The organism is Chelativorans sp. (assembly GCF_031180965.1).
GTDB lineage: Bacteria > Pseudomonadota > Alphaproteobacteria > Rhizobiales > Rhizobiaceae > Chelativorans.
In genome coordinates this window covers 249,890-266,477 of record NZ_JAPSLH010000001.1, presented here as the reverse complement: position 1 = coordinate 266,477, position 16,588 = coordinate 249,890, and the positions used below count along the sequence as shown (strand labels likewise).

The following is a 16,588-nucleotide window of genomic DNA, read 5'->3' as shown; positions in this document are numbered from 1 at the left end:
TGCTTTGCGGCCATTGCGCTTGAGGATGGCGGCTGCCGTGCCGCTCCCCCTATGCCGCCGCCAGTGCAGGCTGGGGCCTGCCGAAGGGCTTGAAGGTCATGGCGATCAGGAACGCACCCAGGCCAATCCCCCAGGAGCCGACATAGAGCCAGGTATAGGTGGCGAAGGCATCGTAGATCAGGCCCCCCGCCAACGGCCCCGTCGCCATGCCGAGACCGCCGGCCATAGCAGTGCCGCCAATAACCGTGCCCATCATCCGCAGCGGGAAATTTTCGCGTGCAAGGACCGCATAGAGCGGCATCACGCCCGCATAGACGAAGCCGACCAGAGCGGCCACCAGATAGAACTCGCTGAGCTGCCCCACGAAAACATAGGCGAGTACGGCAAAAGCCTGCAGCAGCAATCCCCAGACCAGGACGCGCTTGGCGCCCAGGCGGTCGCCCAGCAGGCCAAAGGCCACCCGGCCGCCGAGGCCCGCCAGGCCTTCCACGCTGTAGATCGAGACCGCGGCGATCATCGGAATGCCGCAGGTGATGGCATAGCTCACCGTATGGAAGATGGGTCCGGAATGCGTCGCGCAGCAGAAGAAGTTCGTCAAAAGCAGGATGATGAACGGACGCGACCGGATCGCCTGCGCCACGGTCATGCTGGATTGATCTGCTTCCTCGGGCGAGGCGACCAGGCCGGGGCGGTCGAGCGCCGGCGGACGGCGGATGAGGAGGGAAGCCGGAATCATCAGCGCCGCTGTTATTGCTGCGATGATGAGGAGCGAGGTTCGCCAGTCATAGACGGAGACGAGCCATGCAGCCAGGGGCGACATGGTCATCGGCGCCATGCCCATTCCGGCGGAGACAAGCGATACGGCAAGGCTGCGGTGCGTGTCGAACCAGCCCGTCACGCAGGCCATCAACGGCGCGAAGATCGCCGCCGTCGCCGCGCCCACCACAAGCCCGAAGACGAGCTGGAACTGCAAAAGCGACGCCGCCTGACTGGCAACGGCCAGCGCGGCCGCAAGGACGGCCGACCCGGTCAAGACGACCAGGCGCGGACCCCAGCGATCCGACAGACTGCCCCAGGCCATGCTGGCAAACGCCATCGCAAGGAAGCCGATGGTCATGGCGCCGGAGACGCCGGTGACCGACCAGCCCGTGTCCCGCGATATGGGCAGGAGGAAGACGGGAAGCGAAAACATGGCCCCGATCGCGACACAGCCGAGAAGGCCGCCCGCCGCAACGATGACCCAGCGATATTGGGATTCCGTCATTGTGGTCTCCGTTCTGGGCAGGCGTTTCGGCCGAACTCGCGCGGCGCGAAGAAAGCTGCCCTTCGTCTGTTGATTACGACCGTCGCAGTTCGCGGGCTCATAGGTCCTCATACCGGTCGTGGCGACGCAGCCACTCCATTGGTTGTCTGAGGCTCTCCTCGTCGCGCCCCTTGGGCGTGAGATCGAGGTAGTGATAGGCGCCATTGAGCATGTCGACCCCGCGCGAGTAACAGGAATACGTGTGGAACATCTCGCCCACCTCATCCCTATAGAAGACGCTGACGCCGACCTGATCCGACACTGTCGGCGCTTGAATTTTGTAATTGTAGATTGCCTTGCCCTCGGCGATCTCTTCGGGCGTGAAGGACACGTGGTAGTCGAAGTTGAAGTCGCTTCCATGGGACGAGACCCATGGGAAACTCCAGCCCATCCGGCTCTTGTATGCCTCGATCCTGCGTAGAGGCGCACGGGAAACGGCCGTGAAGCTCACATCGCGATGCTTGAGATGGATCGGGATGCCGTTGAAATTGTCGGCCCAGAAGGAGCAGGACTTGCAGCCCTCCTCCCAATCGGGTGCGAGCATGAAATGATAGATGATCAGCTGCGACTGCCCGCCGAAGAGGTCAGCCAGCGACAGGGCTCCATCGGGCCCCTCGAAGCGGTAGGTCTTTTCCACACGCTGCCATGGCATAGCCATGCGACGGCGGGCCAACGCATCGCGCTGCCGCGTGAATTCCTTTTCGGCCGCGAGTAGCTTAAGGCGCGCATGCAGCCATTCCTCGCGCGAAACGACCTGATTTCGCATCATCCATCTCCTGCTGGTTGTCAGTCGTGAGATAGACTAGGCCCGGACGCAGCATGGTGAGAGTGACAAGTGTGACGGGATTCGCATGGACTCGCTGATCACGGGGGCGGCACGAGCACTCGCAGCAGGCGATCCTCTTGGCGCGCTGAAGCGGGTGTCGCTGCGCGAGGATGCAGCGGCGCTGGCACTTCGCGGCATCGCGATGGCGCAGCTCGGCGACCTTGCCCGCGCAAAGGTTCTGCTGCGGCGTGCTGCCCGCGCCTATAGTCCGAGGGAAGCGGTCGCGCGCGCCCGGTGTGTGGTCGCCGAGGCGGAGATCGCGCTCGTCTCGCGCGACCTCACCTGGCCGGAGAAGGCGCTGGACACCGCGCGGAAAACCCTAGAGGAGCACGGCGACCGGGTGAACGCGGCACATGCCCGCTATCTTCAGGCGCGGCGGCTTGTCCTCGTTGGACGTCTCGAGGAGGCCGAGCGGAGGCTGTCGGAGATGGACCCCGGCGCCCTCCCGCCAGCATCCAGGACCGTTCATGAGTTGGTGGTTGCCGGCATAGCCATGCGAAAGCTGCAGACGAAAACCGCACGCTCGGCACTCGCCAGGGCGGAGGCCGCAGCGCGCCAGGCCGGCATCCCCGCGCTGGCGGCGGAGGTGGAAACCGCGTCGCTTTTCCTCAGGAGGCCGGCGGCACGGCTGCTCGCCGGCGGCGAGGAACGTGTTCTTCTGCTCGAGGAGGTGGAAGCGCTGCTTGCATCAGACGCGCTTGTGGTGGACGCCCTGCGCAACGTCGTGTGGCATGCAGGCACGGCGCTTTCCCTTGCCACGCGTCCCATTCTCTTCGCCCTCTTGCGGGCGCTCGCGGAAGCCTGGCCGCAAGATGTTGCGCGCAGCACGCTGATCGCGCGAGCCTTTCGCGCGAAATATGCCGATGAATCGCATCGGGCGCGGCTGCGCGTCGAGATCGGGCGCCTTCGGGCGGAGATGGAGCGCCATGCCGAGCTCAGCGCAACCACGGAAGGTTTTCTGCTGACCCCGCGCGCGCCGGAGGTGGTCGTGCTGGCCCCGCCCGTGGACGAGCAGCACGCGGAGTTACTAGCCTTGCTTGCTGACGGCGAGGCATGGTCGAGCTCGGCGTTGGCGATCGCGCTCGGCACAAGCCCGCGGACGATACAGCGCGCGCTGGAGCAACTCTCGGCCTCGGGAAAGGTGCAATCCTTCGGCCGCGGGCGGGCCATGCGCTGGATAACGCCGCCCGTCGGGCTCCCGACAATCTTGTTACTCCCGGGCCCGCTCCCCAGCGGCTAGGGTTGCTGCATGGAAAATCCAGCAGCAAGGAACGTGTCATGAAACACTCGACAGCGGAAATCATCCGGGAATACGGACCTTTCCCGGACACCAACAATGTCGCCGGGGTCACCTGGGACGGCAAGCATGTCTGGTTCGCCGCCGGTGACCGGCTGAACGCATTGGATCCCGCAACCGGCGAGACGGTGCGCTCAATCGATATCGCCGCGGATGCGGGCACGGCTTTCGACGGCCGGCACCTTTTTCAGATCGCCGAGGATCGCATCCAGAAGATCGATCCCAAGACGGGCGGCGTGATCGCCACGATCCCGGCGCCGGGCGGCGGCGGCGATTCCGGCCTTGCCTGGGCGGAGGGGACTCTGTGGGTCGGACATTATCGCGAGCGCAAAATCTATCAGATCGATCCAGATACGGGCGCGATCCTGCGTACTATTGAAACCACACGCTTCGTTACCGGCGTCACCTGGGTCGACGGGGAGCTCTGGCACGGCACCTGGGAAGGCGATGAAAGCGATCTGAGGCGCATCGACCCGCAAACGGGCGAGGCTCTGGAACGGATAGAACTGCCGGCGGGAACAGGCGTTTCCGGTCTGGAATTCGATGGCGGCGAACAGTTCTTCTGCGGCGGCGGAACCAGCGGAACGGTCAGAGCGGTGCGCCGGCCAAGATAGCCCATGGCATCATCGTGCATGCTGGGCTCTTCGTTCGGGCAGCTGTCAGAGCGCGAAGAGCAAGCTCTTTAAACAAAACCCCGGCGCCTTGCAGCGCCGGGGTTGGCAATAGCCTTGCGGCTTACTGCTCGAGCTGCGCGTACTTACCGTCCTTCCACTCATAGAAGACGTAGCCGGGCAGCGTCACGTCGCCCTTGTCGTCGAATTCGAGCTCGCCCAGCACGGTCTGGAACTTGCCCTCGTTCAGTGCCTTCACGACATCGTCGAACTCGGTCGAACCGGCGGTCTTCAGCGCCTGCGCCCAAGCCTGGATGGCCGCATAGGTGTAGAGCGAATAGCCTTCTGCCGTTTTGCCGGCGGCAAGCAGTTCGTCGACGACGGGCTTCGCCTCCGGGTTGTTGCGCGGGTCGGGCGAGAAGGTCATCAGCGTACCCTCTCCGGCCTCGCCGGTGATGGCCCAGTATTCGTCCGCAACCAGAGCGTCGCCGGAGACGAGGACGGTGTTCATCCCCTGCTCGCGCATCTGGCGCATGATCAGGCCCGCTTCCGTGTAGTAGCCGCCGACATAGAGCACATCGACGCCTTCCTGCTTCAGCTTGGAGACGAGGGCGGTATAGTCCTTCTCGCCGGCCGTATAGGCCTCGTAAAGGGCCGGAGTGCCGCCGGCCTTCTCGTAAACGGCCATGGTGGCGTCGGCCAGACCCTTGCCATAGGCAGTCTTGTCGTGGATGAAGGCCACCTTCTTGCCGGCGAATTTCTCGGCCAGGTACTTGCCGGCCACATCGCCCTGCTGGTCATCGCGGCCGCAGACGCGGAAGACGCCATCGCCGGGACGTTCGTCCGTGAAGGCCGGATTGGTTGACGCCGGCGAGATCATGACGATTTCCTCGTCTGCATAGACCTGCGAGGCGGGAATGGACGAGCCGGAGCAGAAATGCCCGGCAACGAAGGCAACGCCGGAGCCGGCAAGCTGGTTCGCCACCGCAACGGCCTGCTTGGGATCGCAGGCATCGTCGCCCACTTCCAGCTTGAGCATTTCGCCGTTGACGCCGCCCGCCTCGTTGATGTCGGCCACCGCCTGTTCGGCGCCGGCCCGCATCTGCGCTCCGAAGGAGGCGTATTGTCCGGTCATCGGCCCCACGGTCGCGATGGTGATATCCGCCCAGGCGGAGCCGGTCATTGCAAGGCCGAGCGCAGCGCCGGCCAAGAGTGTCGTCTTCATGGTTGCTCCCTTGAAAACACCAGAGGTTCCCTCAGCATTCCGGAAATGGTGTTCGGCTTTCCGGTTATGCAGCGCGGGGCATTCCCGCTTGAGCTGCATCAAAGCCCAGTTTCGCGTTGAAATAAAGAGCTTAGAGCAGCCATGGTAAAACTTCTCAGTCCTTGGTTTTCCAGCTGAGCGGCCCCGTGCGCGCATAGCGGAAGCCGTATTGCGTGGTCATTTGGCGCGATCGCGTCATGCGCTTGCCGATAAAGGCGATGATCAGGAGCACGATGAGATCGACCAGGTAGTAGTGCAAGGTGAGGAGCGAGCCGCCGAAAAGCGCGAAATGAATGAAGCGGGTGGCGGCCGCCAGGAGCACGATATAGGCGGCGAGCAGCAGGTCTGGCTGCCAGGCACGCGCTATGGCGCGGCCGGTAAGATAGGCAGCGCCTCCCGCAAGGAAAATCGTGACGAAGACGAACTCCCACCACGAGACCTCCCAAAGCAGCGAATTCTCGTTCTCCATCAGTGCCTCCCGCCCTCAAGATAGGCCGCGCGCACCTCCTCGCGCTTCAGGAGCTCCCGGCCCGTACCGCTCATGGTGATGTTGCCGTTCACCATTACATAGCCCCTATGTGCAAGCTTGAGGGCATGGAAGGCGTTCTGCTCCACGAGGAAGACGGTCAGTCCCTCATTCTCGTTGAGTTCGCGGATGGCCTCGAAGATCTGCTTCACGATCAGCGGCGCGAGGCCGAGCGATGGCTCGTCGAGAAGAAGCAGCTTCGGCCGGCTCATGAGCGCGCGGCCAATGGCGAGCATCTGCTGCTCGCCGCCGGACAGCGTGCCGCCGCGCTGACCGAGGCGCTCCTTTAGCCGGGGGAACAGGGTGAAAACGCGCCTCAGGTCGTCCTCGAAATATTTGGGATCGACCATGCTTGCGCCCATCTGCAGATTTTCCATCACGGTCATGCGCGGGAAGATGCGCCGCCCTTCAGGCGATTGGGCGATGCCGCGCCGCATGATCTGGTGCGTCGGCATAGTGGTGATGTCGGTGCCGTCGTAGATGATCTGACCGGTCCGCGCCTGCGGCGTCCCGCAGATCGTCATCATCAGCGTCGACTTGCCGGCGCCGTTGGCCCCGATCATGGCGACGATCTCGCCGCGCTGCACCTCGAGGTCCACCCCCCGCAATGCAACGATCTTGCCGTAGTAGGTCTCCACTCCGCGGATGGAGAGCAGCGGTTCGGTGCTCATACCTCGCCTCCCCCGCCCTTGCCCGCACCGATGTCCTTGGCCGATGTCTCTCCCGCAGCCGGCTCTGCCGCTTTTGCCCCCGGCAATTCGCCCACGGCCTCGACCACGTCCTCCAGCACCTCCGGAACGTCGATGTCCTCTTCCTCCTCGACACCCAGATAGGCGGCGATGACCTTGGGGTCGGAGCGCACGCTGGCCGCATCGCCGTCGGCGATCTTCACCCCGTAGTCGAGGACGACGATGTGATCGGAAATCTCCATCACCACGCCCATGTCGTGCTCAATGAGAAGGACGGAGGTGCCGTTGTCGCGGATGAATTTCAGGAGCTCGTTGAGCTCGGCCGATTCGCGCGGATTGAGGCCCGCGGCCGGCTCGTCCAGGCAGAGAAGCTCAGGATCGGTGCACATCGCGCGGGCAATCTCGAGCCGCCGCTGCGCGCCGTAAGGAAGATCCGCGGCGGGATCGTCCGCGCGGTCGATGAGCTTGGTGCGCTCCAGCCAGTAGACCGCCTTCTCGACGGCGGCTGTTTCGGCGCGGCGGTAGGCCGGCAGGCCAACAATCCCACCGAAGGTGAAGCCGGAGGCCACCACCAGACGGTTGTGCTGGGCGACAAGCAGGTTCTCCAGGACCGTCATGCCGCCGAAGAGGCGGATGTTCTGGAAGGTGCGGGCCACCTTGGCCCTGGCCGAAATCTCATGGTCCGGCATGCGCTCCAGGAGGAAGACGCCCCGGTCGCCATCCTTCTTCCAGCGCAGCCCGCTGTCGGTGACCTGACGCGCCAATTCCTCCTGCCGGCCGGGGCCGTGGCGCATGACGATGCGCCCTTCCGTGGGCTTGTAGAAGCCGGTCACGCAATTGAAGACGGTTGTCTTCCCCGCGCCGTTCGGACCGATCAGCGCGGTGATGTCGCCGCGGCCGACATCGAAGGAAAGGTCTCCCACGGCGACCAGCCCGCCGAAGCGCATCGTCAGATGCTCGACGGTGAGCACCGGATCCCGTTCCCAGCGGGGTGCGGCCGGAGCGACGGCCGCGCTCGTCTCAGCAATGGCAGCCATCAGTGACCCTCACCCTGCGCGACCAGATCGGCACCGATCCGCTTCTTCTCCTTGAGCGCCGCGGTCGGCTCGCGGGTGGAGACCAGTCCGCGCGGTTTCCAGACCATGATCAGCACCATGGCCAGGCCAAAGATCAGCATCCGGTACTGCACCGGATCAAAGCCGGCACCGAAGATTTGCGTGAGGAAGCCCAGATTGCGCAGCATCTCGATGCCGCCGATCATGACGACGGAGGCAAGCGCGACGCCGATTTGCGAGCCCAAGCCGCCGAGCACGACGATGGCGAGGATCATTGCCGATTCCAGGAAGGTGAAGCTCTCCGGCGAGATGAAGCCCTGCCGCGTGGCGAAGAAGGAGCCGGCGAAGCCGCCGAACATCGCGCCGATGGCGAAGGCGGTCAGCTTGGTATTGCGCGTGTTGATGCCGAGCGAGCGGCAGGCGATCTCGTCTTCGCGCAGCGCTTCCCAGGCGCGCCCGATCGGCAGCTTGCGCAACCGGATGGTGACCAGGTTGGTGAGCAGCGCCAGGCCGAAGATGATGTAGTAGAGAAAGATGAAGCGGTGGATCGGATCGTGTTCGAAGCCGAAGAAGGCCGCCATCCCATCATCGCTGCCATTGAGTTCCAGGCCGAAGAAGGTGGGCCTCGGTATGCCGGAAATCCCGTTCGGGCCACCAGTGAACTGGTACCAGTTGAGAAGCACGATACGGATGATCTCGCCGAAAGCCAGCGTGACGATGGCCAGGTAGTCGCCGCGCAGCCTCAGCACGGGAAAGCCGAGGATCATCCCCCAAAAGGCGGCGAGGATGCCGGCAAGCGGAAGCGCCGTCCAGAAGCCGATCTCGAAATATTGCGCCAACAGGGCGAAGGAATAGGCGCCCACGGCATAAAAGGCGACATAGCCGAGGTCGAGCAGGCCCGCCAAGCCGACCACGATGTTGAGCCCCCAACCTAGCATGACATAGGTCATGATGAGGATGGCGAGATCGATGAACTGACGGTCGCGGCCGGGGAAGAAGGTGGTGAAGAAAAACGGCAGCACCAGCGCGAAGACGAACAGGGCCCGCATCAGCCACTTGCCTGCGCCGGGCGGGGCCACCGCCAGGCCCGAAAGCCTGGCGCCGAGGCCCCGGCCGAGCGGACGGTCCGTCTTGAAGACGAAAAGATTAAGCGCCAGCCGAACGGCGAAGACAACCAGGATGGAAACGAGCCAGGCGGTCCAGCGCGACCGGATGTCAAGCCCTCCCGGCGCAAGGTCGGTCCTCAGCCCGATGAAGAAGAATCCGAGGACCCCAGCGAGGAAGCCCGCGACGGCCGCGTCCTTCAGGGCCTCACCAATCCGATTGGAAGCCGCGCCGGGCACGGCGGTATGGGGAGCGGCGGCCCGCTCCTCGCTCCTTGCCTGCGCGCCCACCGGCTTTTGTGTGGAGGCTGGCGCCTCGGTGCCCGTGCCCGCCATCAGACCTTCTCCACTTCAGGTTTTCCGAGCAGGCCGGAAGGCAGGAAGATGAGGACGATGGCGAGAATGGAAAAGGCCGCCACGTCCTTGTATTCGACGGAAAAATATCCGGACCAGAAGACCTCGATCAGGCCGATCAGAAGGCCGCCGAGCATGGCGCCAGGCAGCGAGCCGATGCCACCCAGAACGGCCGCGGTAAAGGCCTTAACGCCGGCCACGAAGCCGATATAGAAGTCGATCACGCCGTAGAGCAGTAGGAACATGAAGCCGGCCACGGCGGCAAGCGCCGCGCCCATCACGAAGGTGAGGGAGATCGTCCTGTCCACATCCACGCCCAGGAGGGCGGCCATCTTGCGGTCCTGCTCGCAGGCGCGCTGGGCGCGGCCAAGCGGCGTGCGGTTGATGAGAAGCGTGAAGCCTGCCATCAGCACCACCGTCGTCACGATGATGATCATCTGCATGTAGGAGAGCTGCACCACCATCGTGCCGGCTTCCGTGTTTGCCCGGATCAGCGTGACGCCGCCGGGAATCTGCGGAGGCAGCGGCTTCACGCGCGCGCCCTGCGTGATCTGCACGAAATTCGAAAGCACGATCGACATGCCGATGGCCGTGATCAGCGGAGCCAGCCGGAACGAGCCGCGCAGCGGGCGGTAGGCTATCCGCTCGACGGTCCACCCCCAGGCGGAGGTGAAGAGCATCGCCACGATGATGACGATGAGGAGCACAACCGGCAGGAAGGCGAAGCCCAGCACCGAGGTCAGCACGAGAAACACGGCCAGCGATATGAAGGCGCCGATCATGAAGATGTCGCCATGGGCGAAGTTGATCATGCCGATGATGCCGTAGACCATCGTATAGCCGATGGCGATCAGGCCGTAGATGGAACCCAGCGTCAGCCCGTTGATCAGCTGCTGGAGAAAATATTCCATACTGCAACACTCCCGGGGAATGTCGCCGGGCGGCGCATCCCTTTATTGTTTTCGTTCCCCTGGCTGGTTGGAGGCCGGCGCTGGCCGGATTTGCCCCTCAGCCTTATGATCCACACTCAATACGGGTGCTGTTTGCGGCGCGCAAGCTAGCATCGGCATCATGCAATGTCCTTGCCTTCCGTTCCGGATTTTGTCCCGCACTTCGAAGAAAGACGCCGGAAGCAAAGGCCAGGCAGTATATTCTTGCGCATTCCTCTACACCTTGGCAACCATTGCGGCGCAGATCACCGAACCGTGAAGCCGTGCGCGAACGGGTCGCGCTCATCGATGAAGATCGTGTTCAAGCCTGTCATGCGCGCCCAGCCGCCGATCGACGGGATGACCGCGGGCCTGCCGGCCACCTCCACCTCCTTCTCAACCCGCCCGTTGAAAAGCGAGCCGATGATCGATTCATGCACGAACGGGTCGCCTGCCTTGAGTTTGCCCTTGGCATGAAGCTGCGCCATTCGCGCCGAGGTGCCGGTGCCGCATGGCGAGCGGTCGATTGCCTTCTCGCCGTAGAAGACGGCGTTGCGCGCGTGCGCCTCGGGCTTGGTGGGGGCGCCGGTCCAAAGGATGTGGGAAAGCCCCTTGATGGAGGGCTGCTCCGGATGGATGAACTCGTAGGCGGCGTTGAGCCGCTCGCGCAGCACCGGGCTCCAGCGCACGAGGTCGGAGGCCGTATGGTCGGCGATATCGCGGAAATTCTCCTGCGGTTCGACGATGGCGTAGAAGTTGCCGCCATAGGCGACGTCCACCGTCAAGCGGCCCAGATCCGGGCAATCCACTTCGAGTCCCGTCGAATGGAGAAAAGCCGGCACATTGGTGATCCGGACTTCCTCCACATGGGCTCCCTCCTGCCGGTATTCCGCCAGGACAAGCCCTGCCGGGGTATCGAGACGGAGCGTCCCCGGCGTCCTAGGCCGCACGAGCCCGTGCTCGAGGGCAAAGGTGACCGTGCCGATGGTGCCGTGGCCACACATGGGCAGACAACCGGACGTTTCGATGAAGAGGATCGCCACGTCGCAATCCTCGCGCGTCGGGGGGTAGAGAATGGAGCCGGACATCATGTCGTGGCCGCGCGGCTCGAACATGAGGCCGGTGCGGATCCAGTCATATTCCGCCATGAAATGGGCTCGCCGCTCGAGCATCGTGTCGCCCTTGAGCTGCGGACCGCCGCCCGCCACCAGCCGCACGGGATTGCCGCATGTGTGCCCGTCGATGCAGAAGAATGAATGCCTTGCCATTTCAGTGTCCCCAGAAGCGTGCGGCGCGATAGGGTTTGATATCGATCGGCGGCGGCCTGTCCAGCACCAGGTCGCGGATCAGCCGGCCGGTCGCCGCCGATTCGGTCAGGCCCAGATGGCCATGGCCGAAAGCATAAAGCACGCGCGGCTCGTTGCGCGAGCGGCCGATCACGGGAAGGGAATCGGGCAGGGAAGGGCGATAGCCCATCCATTGGCGCCCGCCTTCCGTCTTCATTCCCGGCAGGAAGCGGGCTGCCTTGTCCAGCATGGCGCGCGAGCGGGCGTAGTTCGGCGGGCGCCTGAGACCGCCCAACTCCACCGCGCCGCCGATGCGCAGGCCCGTCTCCAGGGGCGTGATGACGAAACCGTGGCCGCCGAAGATGAGCTGACGCTTTACGTCAAAAGCGCCGGGCGGCAGGGTAGTGTTGTAGCCGCGCTCGGTTTCCAGCGGCACGCGGTCGCCGAAGGAGGCCGCGAATTGCTTGGACCAGGCGCCGGCGGCGACCACCAGCAAGTCGCAGGAAAGCCTTTTGCCGCCTTCAAGAAAGAGGGTGACGCCGTCTCCTTCCTTCACTGCGGCCTGGACGGTCGCCGGCACGAAGCGGGCGCCCTGCGCCTCGGCCTGGGCCCAGACCGCCTGTCCGACCCGCTGCGGATCCGAAACCGTCTTCCAACCAGGCACGAAGGTGGCGCGCACGATGGCATCGGAAAGGCCGGGCTGGTACTGCGCGATCTCCTGCTTCTCCAGGTGATGGAAGGGGATGTCAAAGCGCTCGCGCAGCTTCCAGCCCGCTTCGGATGCGCGGAACTCCGCCTCGCTCTCGTAAAGCTCCAGGCAGCCGTCCTCGCGCAGCATGTGGCGCATGTTGAAGCGGCCCATCAGGTCCATCCATTCGAGCTCGGAAAGCTTGGTCAGGGCAGCCTGGGCCGAGACCGCGGCTTCGAATTTGCCGGGGCGGCCGGCACGCAGGAAGCGCCAGAGCCAGGGCAGAAGACGCGGCAGATAGGCGGGCGGAATGGAAAGCGGGCCGAGCGGATCGAGCAGCCAGCGCGGCAGCTTGGACAGCATGTCCTTGTGGGCGAGCGGCAGGATATCGGTAAAGGCGAGTGCCCCGGCATTGCCGGAGCTCGTCTCCTCGCAAATCCCGGAGCGGTCGAGAATGAGAACCTTCCTCCCGGCTTCCGCGAGATAGGCGGCAATGGCGACCCCGACGATGCCGCCGCCGATGACGATGACCTGAGAATCCCGCGCCGGCTCGAGACCTGTCACTGGGTACTCACAAGGTTGGGAGGCGAGGACGGCGGGAGATCGTCTCCCTTACGAGCTTTTCCACCCGGGCTCGCCTTTCACCCGCGAGAGGCTGGCGCGGCATGCGCACGCGTTCGTTGGTCCCGATTTCGATGGCCTCGGCGAGCTTGATGTTCTGCACGAGATAGGTGGACACGTCGAGGTCCAGCAGCGGGCGGAACCAGCGGTAGACCGCAAGCGCCTCCTCCCAGCGGCCGGCCTTCATCAGGCGGTAGATCGCCACCGTCTCGCGCGGGAAGGCGGTCACCAGACCGGCCACCCAGCCCACGGCGCCTGCGGCCAGCGCCTCATAGGCGAGATTGTCGACGCCGGTAAGCACGGCGAAACGGTCTCCAAACGCGTTGATGACATCCGTCGTGCGGCGGATGTCATCCGAGGATTCCTTGATCGCCACGAAGAGATCGTCGCCGGCGAGTTCCTGCATGACCGGAACGGTGACATCGACACGGTAGGCGATGCGGTTGGAATATACCATCACCGGCAGACCGCCGGCCGCGGCGACAGCCTTCAGCGTCGCCACGGTTTCCCGCTCGTCCGTATGGTAGATCGGGCTCGGCACGATCATCAGCCCGTCCGCGCCGGCCGCGGCTGCGCGACGGGCAAGGCTTGACGCATCGCGCGTCGCCGCCTCGTTTACCGTGAGCAGCACCGGCTTGCCGCCCGCCACGTCCCTGGCTGTCCGCAACACCTCGAGCTTCTCGTCATGGGAGAGCATCGGACCCTCGCCCAGTGAGCCGCAGACGATCAGCCCGTCGCAGCCGGCCTCCATCAGAAGCCCGAAGCAGCGCTCCATTTCCTTGTGATCAAGCGTGTCCTCCGGGGTGAATTTGGTGGTAACCGCCGGAAATATGCCGCTCCACATGGCGCTTCTCCTCTTGATATATCAGTCGTATATGACAGAGGTGTGCATGCTGTCAACGAGGTGCGCCTTGACATATCATCCCGATGCCGGCGGCTTGGCCGAAGCTACTCCAGCCAGCGAGCCGAAGGCGAGATCCTTCGAGCCCGTGGCGGCGAAAGCCTACCGGATGCTCGAAAAGATGATCGTGACGCTTCAGCTGCCCCCCGGCGCAACCACGACGGAGGGCGCCCTGATCGAGAGCCTCGGCCTCGGCAGGACGCCCGTGCGCGAGGCGATCCAGCGGCTGGCCTGGGAGGGGCTGGTGGAGGTGAGGCCGCGCTCGGGCCTGGCGATCGCCCCGCTCACCCGGGGCGATTGGGTGAAGGTGATCGACGCGCGGCTGGGAGTGGAGGTGCTCCTTGCCCGCTCCGCGGCTCGCTATGCAGCCGGGCCCATGGTGGCACAGTTCCGGAACGCTGCGCTGCACATGGAAAAGGCGGTGCTGAGCGCGGACGCGATGGCTTTCCTGGATGCCGACAAGCTGCTCGACGAGGCGCTTGCCGAGACCGCCGACAATCCCTACGCGGCGAGGCTTGCGGCCCCGCTGCAGACGCACAGCCGCCGCTTCTGGTTCCGCTACCGGGGCGAGAGCGACCTTGCCCGCGCGGCCGAACAGCATGTGCGGCTCATCCGCGCCATTCTCGATCGCGATGAGGATGGAGCCGGCCGCGAGGCGGAGGCGCTGATGCGCCTCCTGCGCAGGGATGCGGAATCGATAGCGCGGCCCTGATCAGCGGTGGATCAGACGCCCTCGCCGACAAGCGTCGCGGAAGACGTGTCGTCCCAGCCTTCGCCGGCGGCCACGATGCAGCTCGTGCCGTTGATGTCGGTGGTGAGGATCGTCCAGCTGCCCTGATCGGAGGCGAAGACCTCCATCACCGCCTGCTCGCCGAGCAGGCCGACGCCCTTCTGGCGTTCGCTGTACTGGGCACCGAGCTGAGCGACCAGATCGTCACGCGGGGCACAGACATCGCCGCCGGTCTGGCTGGTCGCCTGCTGGGCACCGGTGAAAAGAGCGACGCAGGCCATCGCTGCCAGACCGAAGCTGGCTCGCACAGTCTTCTTCATGTCACTACCTCCTGCCGCCGTGCAGGCATATCGCTCTGTCTGCGGCGACGCTGTCGTTCCGCGGTTTCAAGCGGGTTTCGGCAGTGTTAACGATAGAAAACGAAAGCTGTTCCACCAAATTTCGCAAATCGGCAGGGGATGTGTTCTTGCGAAGACTGGCGGGTTGCCCGCGCGGAACTGCCTGCGGGCCGTTTCCCGCAGGCAGACGGGTCCGCTAACGCATCGTCGGGATGACGAATTCCGCCCCATCCTTGATGCCGGACGGCCAGCGGGAGGTGACCGTCTTCGTCTTGGTATAGAAGCGGAAGGCGTCCGGCCCGTGCTGGTTCAGGTCGCCGAAATGGGAGGCCTTCCAGCCGCCGAAGGTATAGTAGGCGATCGGCACGGGAATGGGCACGTTCACGCCCACCATGCCGACATTGACGCGAGCGGCGAAATCGCGGGCGGCATCGCCGTCGCGGGTGAAGATGGCGACGCCATTGCCATATTCATGCTCGTTGGGCAGGCGCAGCGCGTCCTCGTAGTTCTCGGCGCGAACCACCGAGAGCACCGGCCCAAAAATCTCTTCCTTGTAGATGCGCATCTCCGGCGTCACCTCATCGAAGAGGCAGCCGCCCATATAGTAGCCGTTCTCATAGCCCTGCATCTTGAAGCCGCGCCCGTCGACGAGGAGCTTGGCGCCTTCCTTCACGCCGAGGTCGACGTAGGATTTCACGCGCTCGAGCGCCTCTTTTGTCACCAGCGGGCCGAAATCGGCGGTGGAATCGGTCGAGGGGCCGACCTTCAGGCTTTCCACGCGCGGGATCAGCTTCTCCACCAGCCGGTCGGCCGTCTCCTTGCCCACCGGCACGGCCACGGAGACCGCCATGCAACGCTCGCCCGCCGACCCGTAGCCGGCGCCGATCAACGCGTCCACCGTCTGGTCCATATCGGCATCGGGCATGATGATCAGGTGGTTCTTCGCGCCGCCGAAGCACTGGGCGCGTTTGCCGTTGGCCGTGGCGCGGCTGTAGATGTATTTCGCAATGGGCGTGGAACCGACGAAGCCCACCGCCTGGATGTCCGGATCGTCCAGGATGGCGTCCACGGCCTCCTTGCCGCCGTTGACGACATTGAGCACGCCCGCGGGCAGGCCGGCTTCCATGAAAAGCTCGGCGATGCGCATGGGAACGCCCGGGTCGCGCTCGGACGGCTTCAGGATGAAGGCATTGCCGCAGGCGATGGCCGGGGCGATCTTCCACAGCGGGATCATGGCCGGGAAGTTGAAGGGCGTGATGCCGGCCACGACGCCGAGCGGCTGACGCATGGAATAGACGTCGATGCCGGGGCCTGCGCCTTCGGTATATTCGCCCTTCATCATATGGGGCGCCCCGATGCACACCTCGACCACCTCCAGCCCGCGCTGGATATCGCCCTTGGCATCGAGGATCGTCTTGCCGTGCTCGCGCGCCAGCAGCTCGGCGAGGGCGTCATATTCCTTGTGCGCCAGCTCAAGGAATTTCATCAGCACGCGAACCCGGCGCTGCGGGTTGGTGGCCGCCCAGGCGGGCTGCGCCGCCTTGGCGTTCTCCACGGCCTGCCGCACCTCGTCGGCCGAGGCGAGCGCCACTTTCGCGCGCACCGTGCCGTCCATGGGCTGCATGACATCCTGCACGCGGCCGCTGGTGCCGGCCACGCGTTTTCCGCCGATGAAATGACCGATCTCCTCCATGAGGTTCTCTCCTGATTGTCCGTTGGGCCGATTGTCCCGCGTCGGGGGCGCAAATGCAATGCGAGGAAAAATCGCATCCATCGTGTATTCTTGCTTTTGGCGCGTTTCATCGCCGCCACGCCCGGCTTTCGCCGTCTGGCCATTGAAGAAGGTGGGAAGCGGGGCGCGTGGTCCGTGCCTCTCTGTTAGTTAATCGTGGCGCGTCTCACGCGCCCCGCCGGCCGCTGTCCCGACATTGGCCGGTCACTCGGGCCTCTCTTCCGTCCCGGCTGCACCCAATGAAGGGGGTGGTCTTTGCCGGGCCGAAGGAAAAGCCCTAGCGGCTTCTCCGCGGTTTCCGCGATGCTGTCTCTCACCCAGCATCCGTTTTTCCA

General features: G+C 64.6%; 16 protein-coding genes. 3 read left to right on the top strand and 13 right to left on the bottom strand.

Going from position 1 to position 16,588, the window contains the following annotated elements:
- Positions 1–49: 49 nt before the first annotated feature.
- Positions 50–1,264 (bottom strand): MFS transporter, encoded by a 1,215-nt coding sequence (locus tag RIN79_RS01320; protein ID WP_309082795.1) that lies wholly within the window; start codon positions 1,262–1,264, stop codon positions 50–52.
- Positions 1,265–1,361: 97 nt separating this feature from the next.
- Positions 1,362–2,069: a thioredoxin family protein gene (locus RIN79_RS01315; RefSeq protein WP_309082837.1), complete on the bottom strand. Its 708-nt coding sequence runs from the start codon at positions 2,067–2,069 to the stop codon at positions 1,362–1,364.
- Positions 2,070–2,154: 85 nt separating this feature from the next.
- Between RIN79_RS01315 and RIN79_RS01310 the strand changes: the two genes are divergently transcribed.
- Both RIN79_RS01310 and RIN79_RS01305 read left to right on the top strand, forming a co-directional pair.
- Complete coding sequence (locus RIN79_RS01310; RefSeq protein ID WP_309082794.1) at positions 2,155–3,369, top strand: helix-turn-helix domain-containing protein; 1,215 nt, start codon at positions 2,155–2,157, stop codon at positions 3,367–3,369.
- Between the two features lie 38 nt (positions 3,370–3,407).
- Positions 3,408–4,040, top strand: coding sequence for a DUF5074 domain-containing protein (locus tag RIN79_RS01305; protein ID WP_309082793.1), 633 nt, complete (start codon positions 3,408–3,410; stop codon positions 4,038–4,040).
- A gap of 121 nt (positions 4,041–4,161) precedes the next feature.
- Here the strand turns inward: RIN79_RS01305 and RIN79_RS01300 are convergent, their stop codons facing one another.
- The 9 genes from RIN79_RS01300 to RIN79_RS01260 all read right to left on the bottom strand — a co-directional run bounded on the left by RIN79_RS01300 (position 4,162) and on the right by RIN79_RS01260 (position 13,396).
- Positions 4,162–5,262 (bottom strand): branched-chain amino acid ABC transporter substrate-binding protein, encoded by a 1,101-nt coding sequence (locus RIN79_RS01300; protein ID WP_309082792.1) that lies wholly within the window; start codon positions 5,260–5,262, stop codon positions 4,162–4,164.
- Between the two features lie 154 nt (positions 5,263–5,416).
- Positions 5,417–5,770 carry a DUF6867 family protein gene (locus tag RIN79_RS01295; RefSeq protein WP_309082791.1) on the bottom strand — a complete coding sequence of 118 codons (354 nt, stop codon included), beginning with the start codon at positions 5,768–5,770 and terminating at the stop codon, positions 5,417–5,419.
- On the bottom strand, positions 5,770–6,498 hold the full coding sequence (locus RIN79_RS01290) for an ABC transporter ATP-binding protein (protein WP_309082790.1): 729 nt from the start codon (positions 6,496–6,498) through the stop codon (positions 5,770–5,772). Before RIN79_RS01290 ends, RIN79_RS01295 begins: the two co-directional genes overlap by 1 nt.
- Positions 6,495–7,553 (bottom strand): ABC transporter ATP-binding protein, encoded by a 1,059-nt coding sequence (locus RIN79_RS01285; protein WP_309082789.1) that lies wholly within the window; start codon positions 7,551–7,553, stop codon positions 6,495–6,497. Before RIN79_RS01285 ends, RIN79_RS01290 begins: the two co-directional genes overlap by 4 nt.
- Positions 7,553–9,010, bottom strand: coding sequence for a high-affinity branched-chain amino acid ABC transporter permease LivM (livM, locus tag RIN79_RS01280; protein WP_309082788.1), 1,458 nt, complete (start codon positions 9,008–9,010; stop codon positions 7,553–7,555). The genes RIN79_RS01285 and livM overlap by 1 nt, the downstream gene beginning before the upstream one ends.
- Entirely contained in the window at positions 9,010–9,939 is a 930-nt protein-coding gene (locus RIN79_RS01275; protein ID WP_309082787.1) for a branched-chain amino acid ABC transporter permease LivH, read from the bottom strand. The genes livM and RIN79_RS01275 overlap by 1 nt, the downstream gene beginning before the upstream one ends.
- 284 nt (positions 9,940–10,223) lie before the next feature.
- The gene (locus RIN79_RS01270; protein ID WP_309082786.1) at positions 10,224–11,225 is read right to left on the bottom strand and encodes a 4-hydroxyproline epimerase; all 1,002 of its coding nucleotides are present in this window, start codon (positions 11,223–11,225) and stop codon (positions 10,224–10,226) included.
- 1 nt (position 11,226) lies between these two features.
- Positions 11,227–12,495, bottom strand: a complete 1,269-nt coding sequence (locus RIN79_RS01265) for an FAD-dependent oxidoreductase (RefSeq protein WP_309082785.1) — start codon at positions 12,493–12,495, stop codon at positions 11,227–11,229.
- Between the two features lie 7 nt (positions 12,496–12,502).
- The gene (locus tag RIN79_RS01260) at positions 12,503–13,396 is read right to left on the bottom strand and encodes a dihydrodipicolinate synthase family protein (protein WP_309082784.1); all 894 of its coding nucleotides are present in this window, start codon (positions 13,394–13,396) and stop codon (positions 12,503–12,505) included.
- A gap of 94 nt (positions 13,397–13,490) precedes the next feature.
- Between RIN79_RS01260 and RIN79_RS01255 the strand changes: the two genes are divergently transcribed.
- A complete protein-coding gene (locus RIN79_RS01255; protein ID WP_309082836.1) occupies positions 13,491–14,165 on the top strand; it encodes a GntR family transcriptional regulator in 675 nt (224 codons plus the stop codon).
- 11 nt (positions 14,166–14,176) lie between these two features.
- On the opposite strand, the gene RIN79_RS01250 is transcribed toward RIN79_RS01255, so the two are convergent.
- Together RIN79_RS01250 and RIN79_RS01245 are read right to left on the bottom strand one after the other, a co-directional pair.
- A complete protein-coding gene (locus RIN79_RS01250) occupies positions 14,177–14,503 on the bottom strand; it encodes a hypothetical protein (protein WP_309082783.1) in 327 nt (108 codons plus the stop codon).
- Positions 14,504–14,717: 214 nt separating this feature from the next.
- A complete protein-coding gene (locus RIN79_RS01245) occupies positions 14,718–16,214 on the bottom strand; it encodes a CoA-acylating methylmalonate-semialdehyde dehydrogenase (RefSeq protein ID WP_309082782.1) in 1,497 nt (498 codons plus the stop codon).
- Positions 16,215–16,588 lie beyond the last annotated feature (374 nt).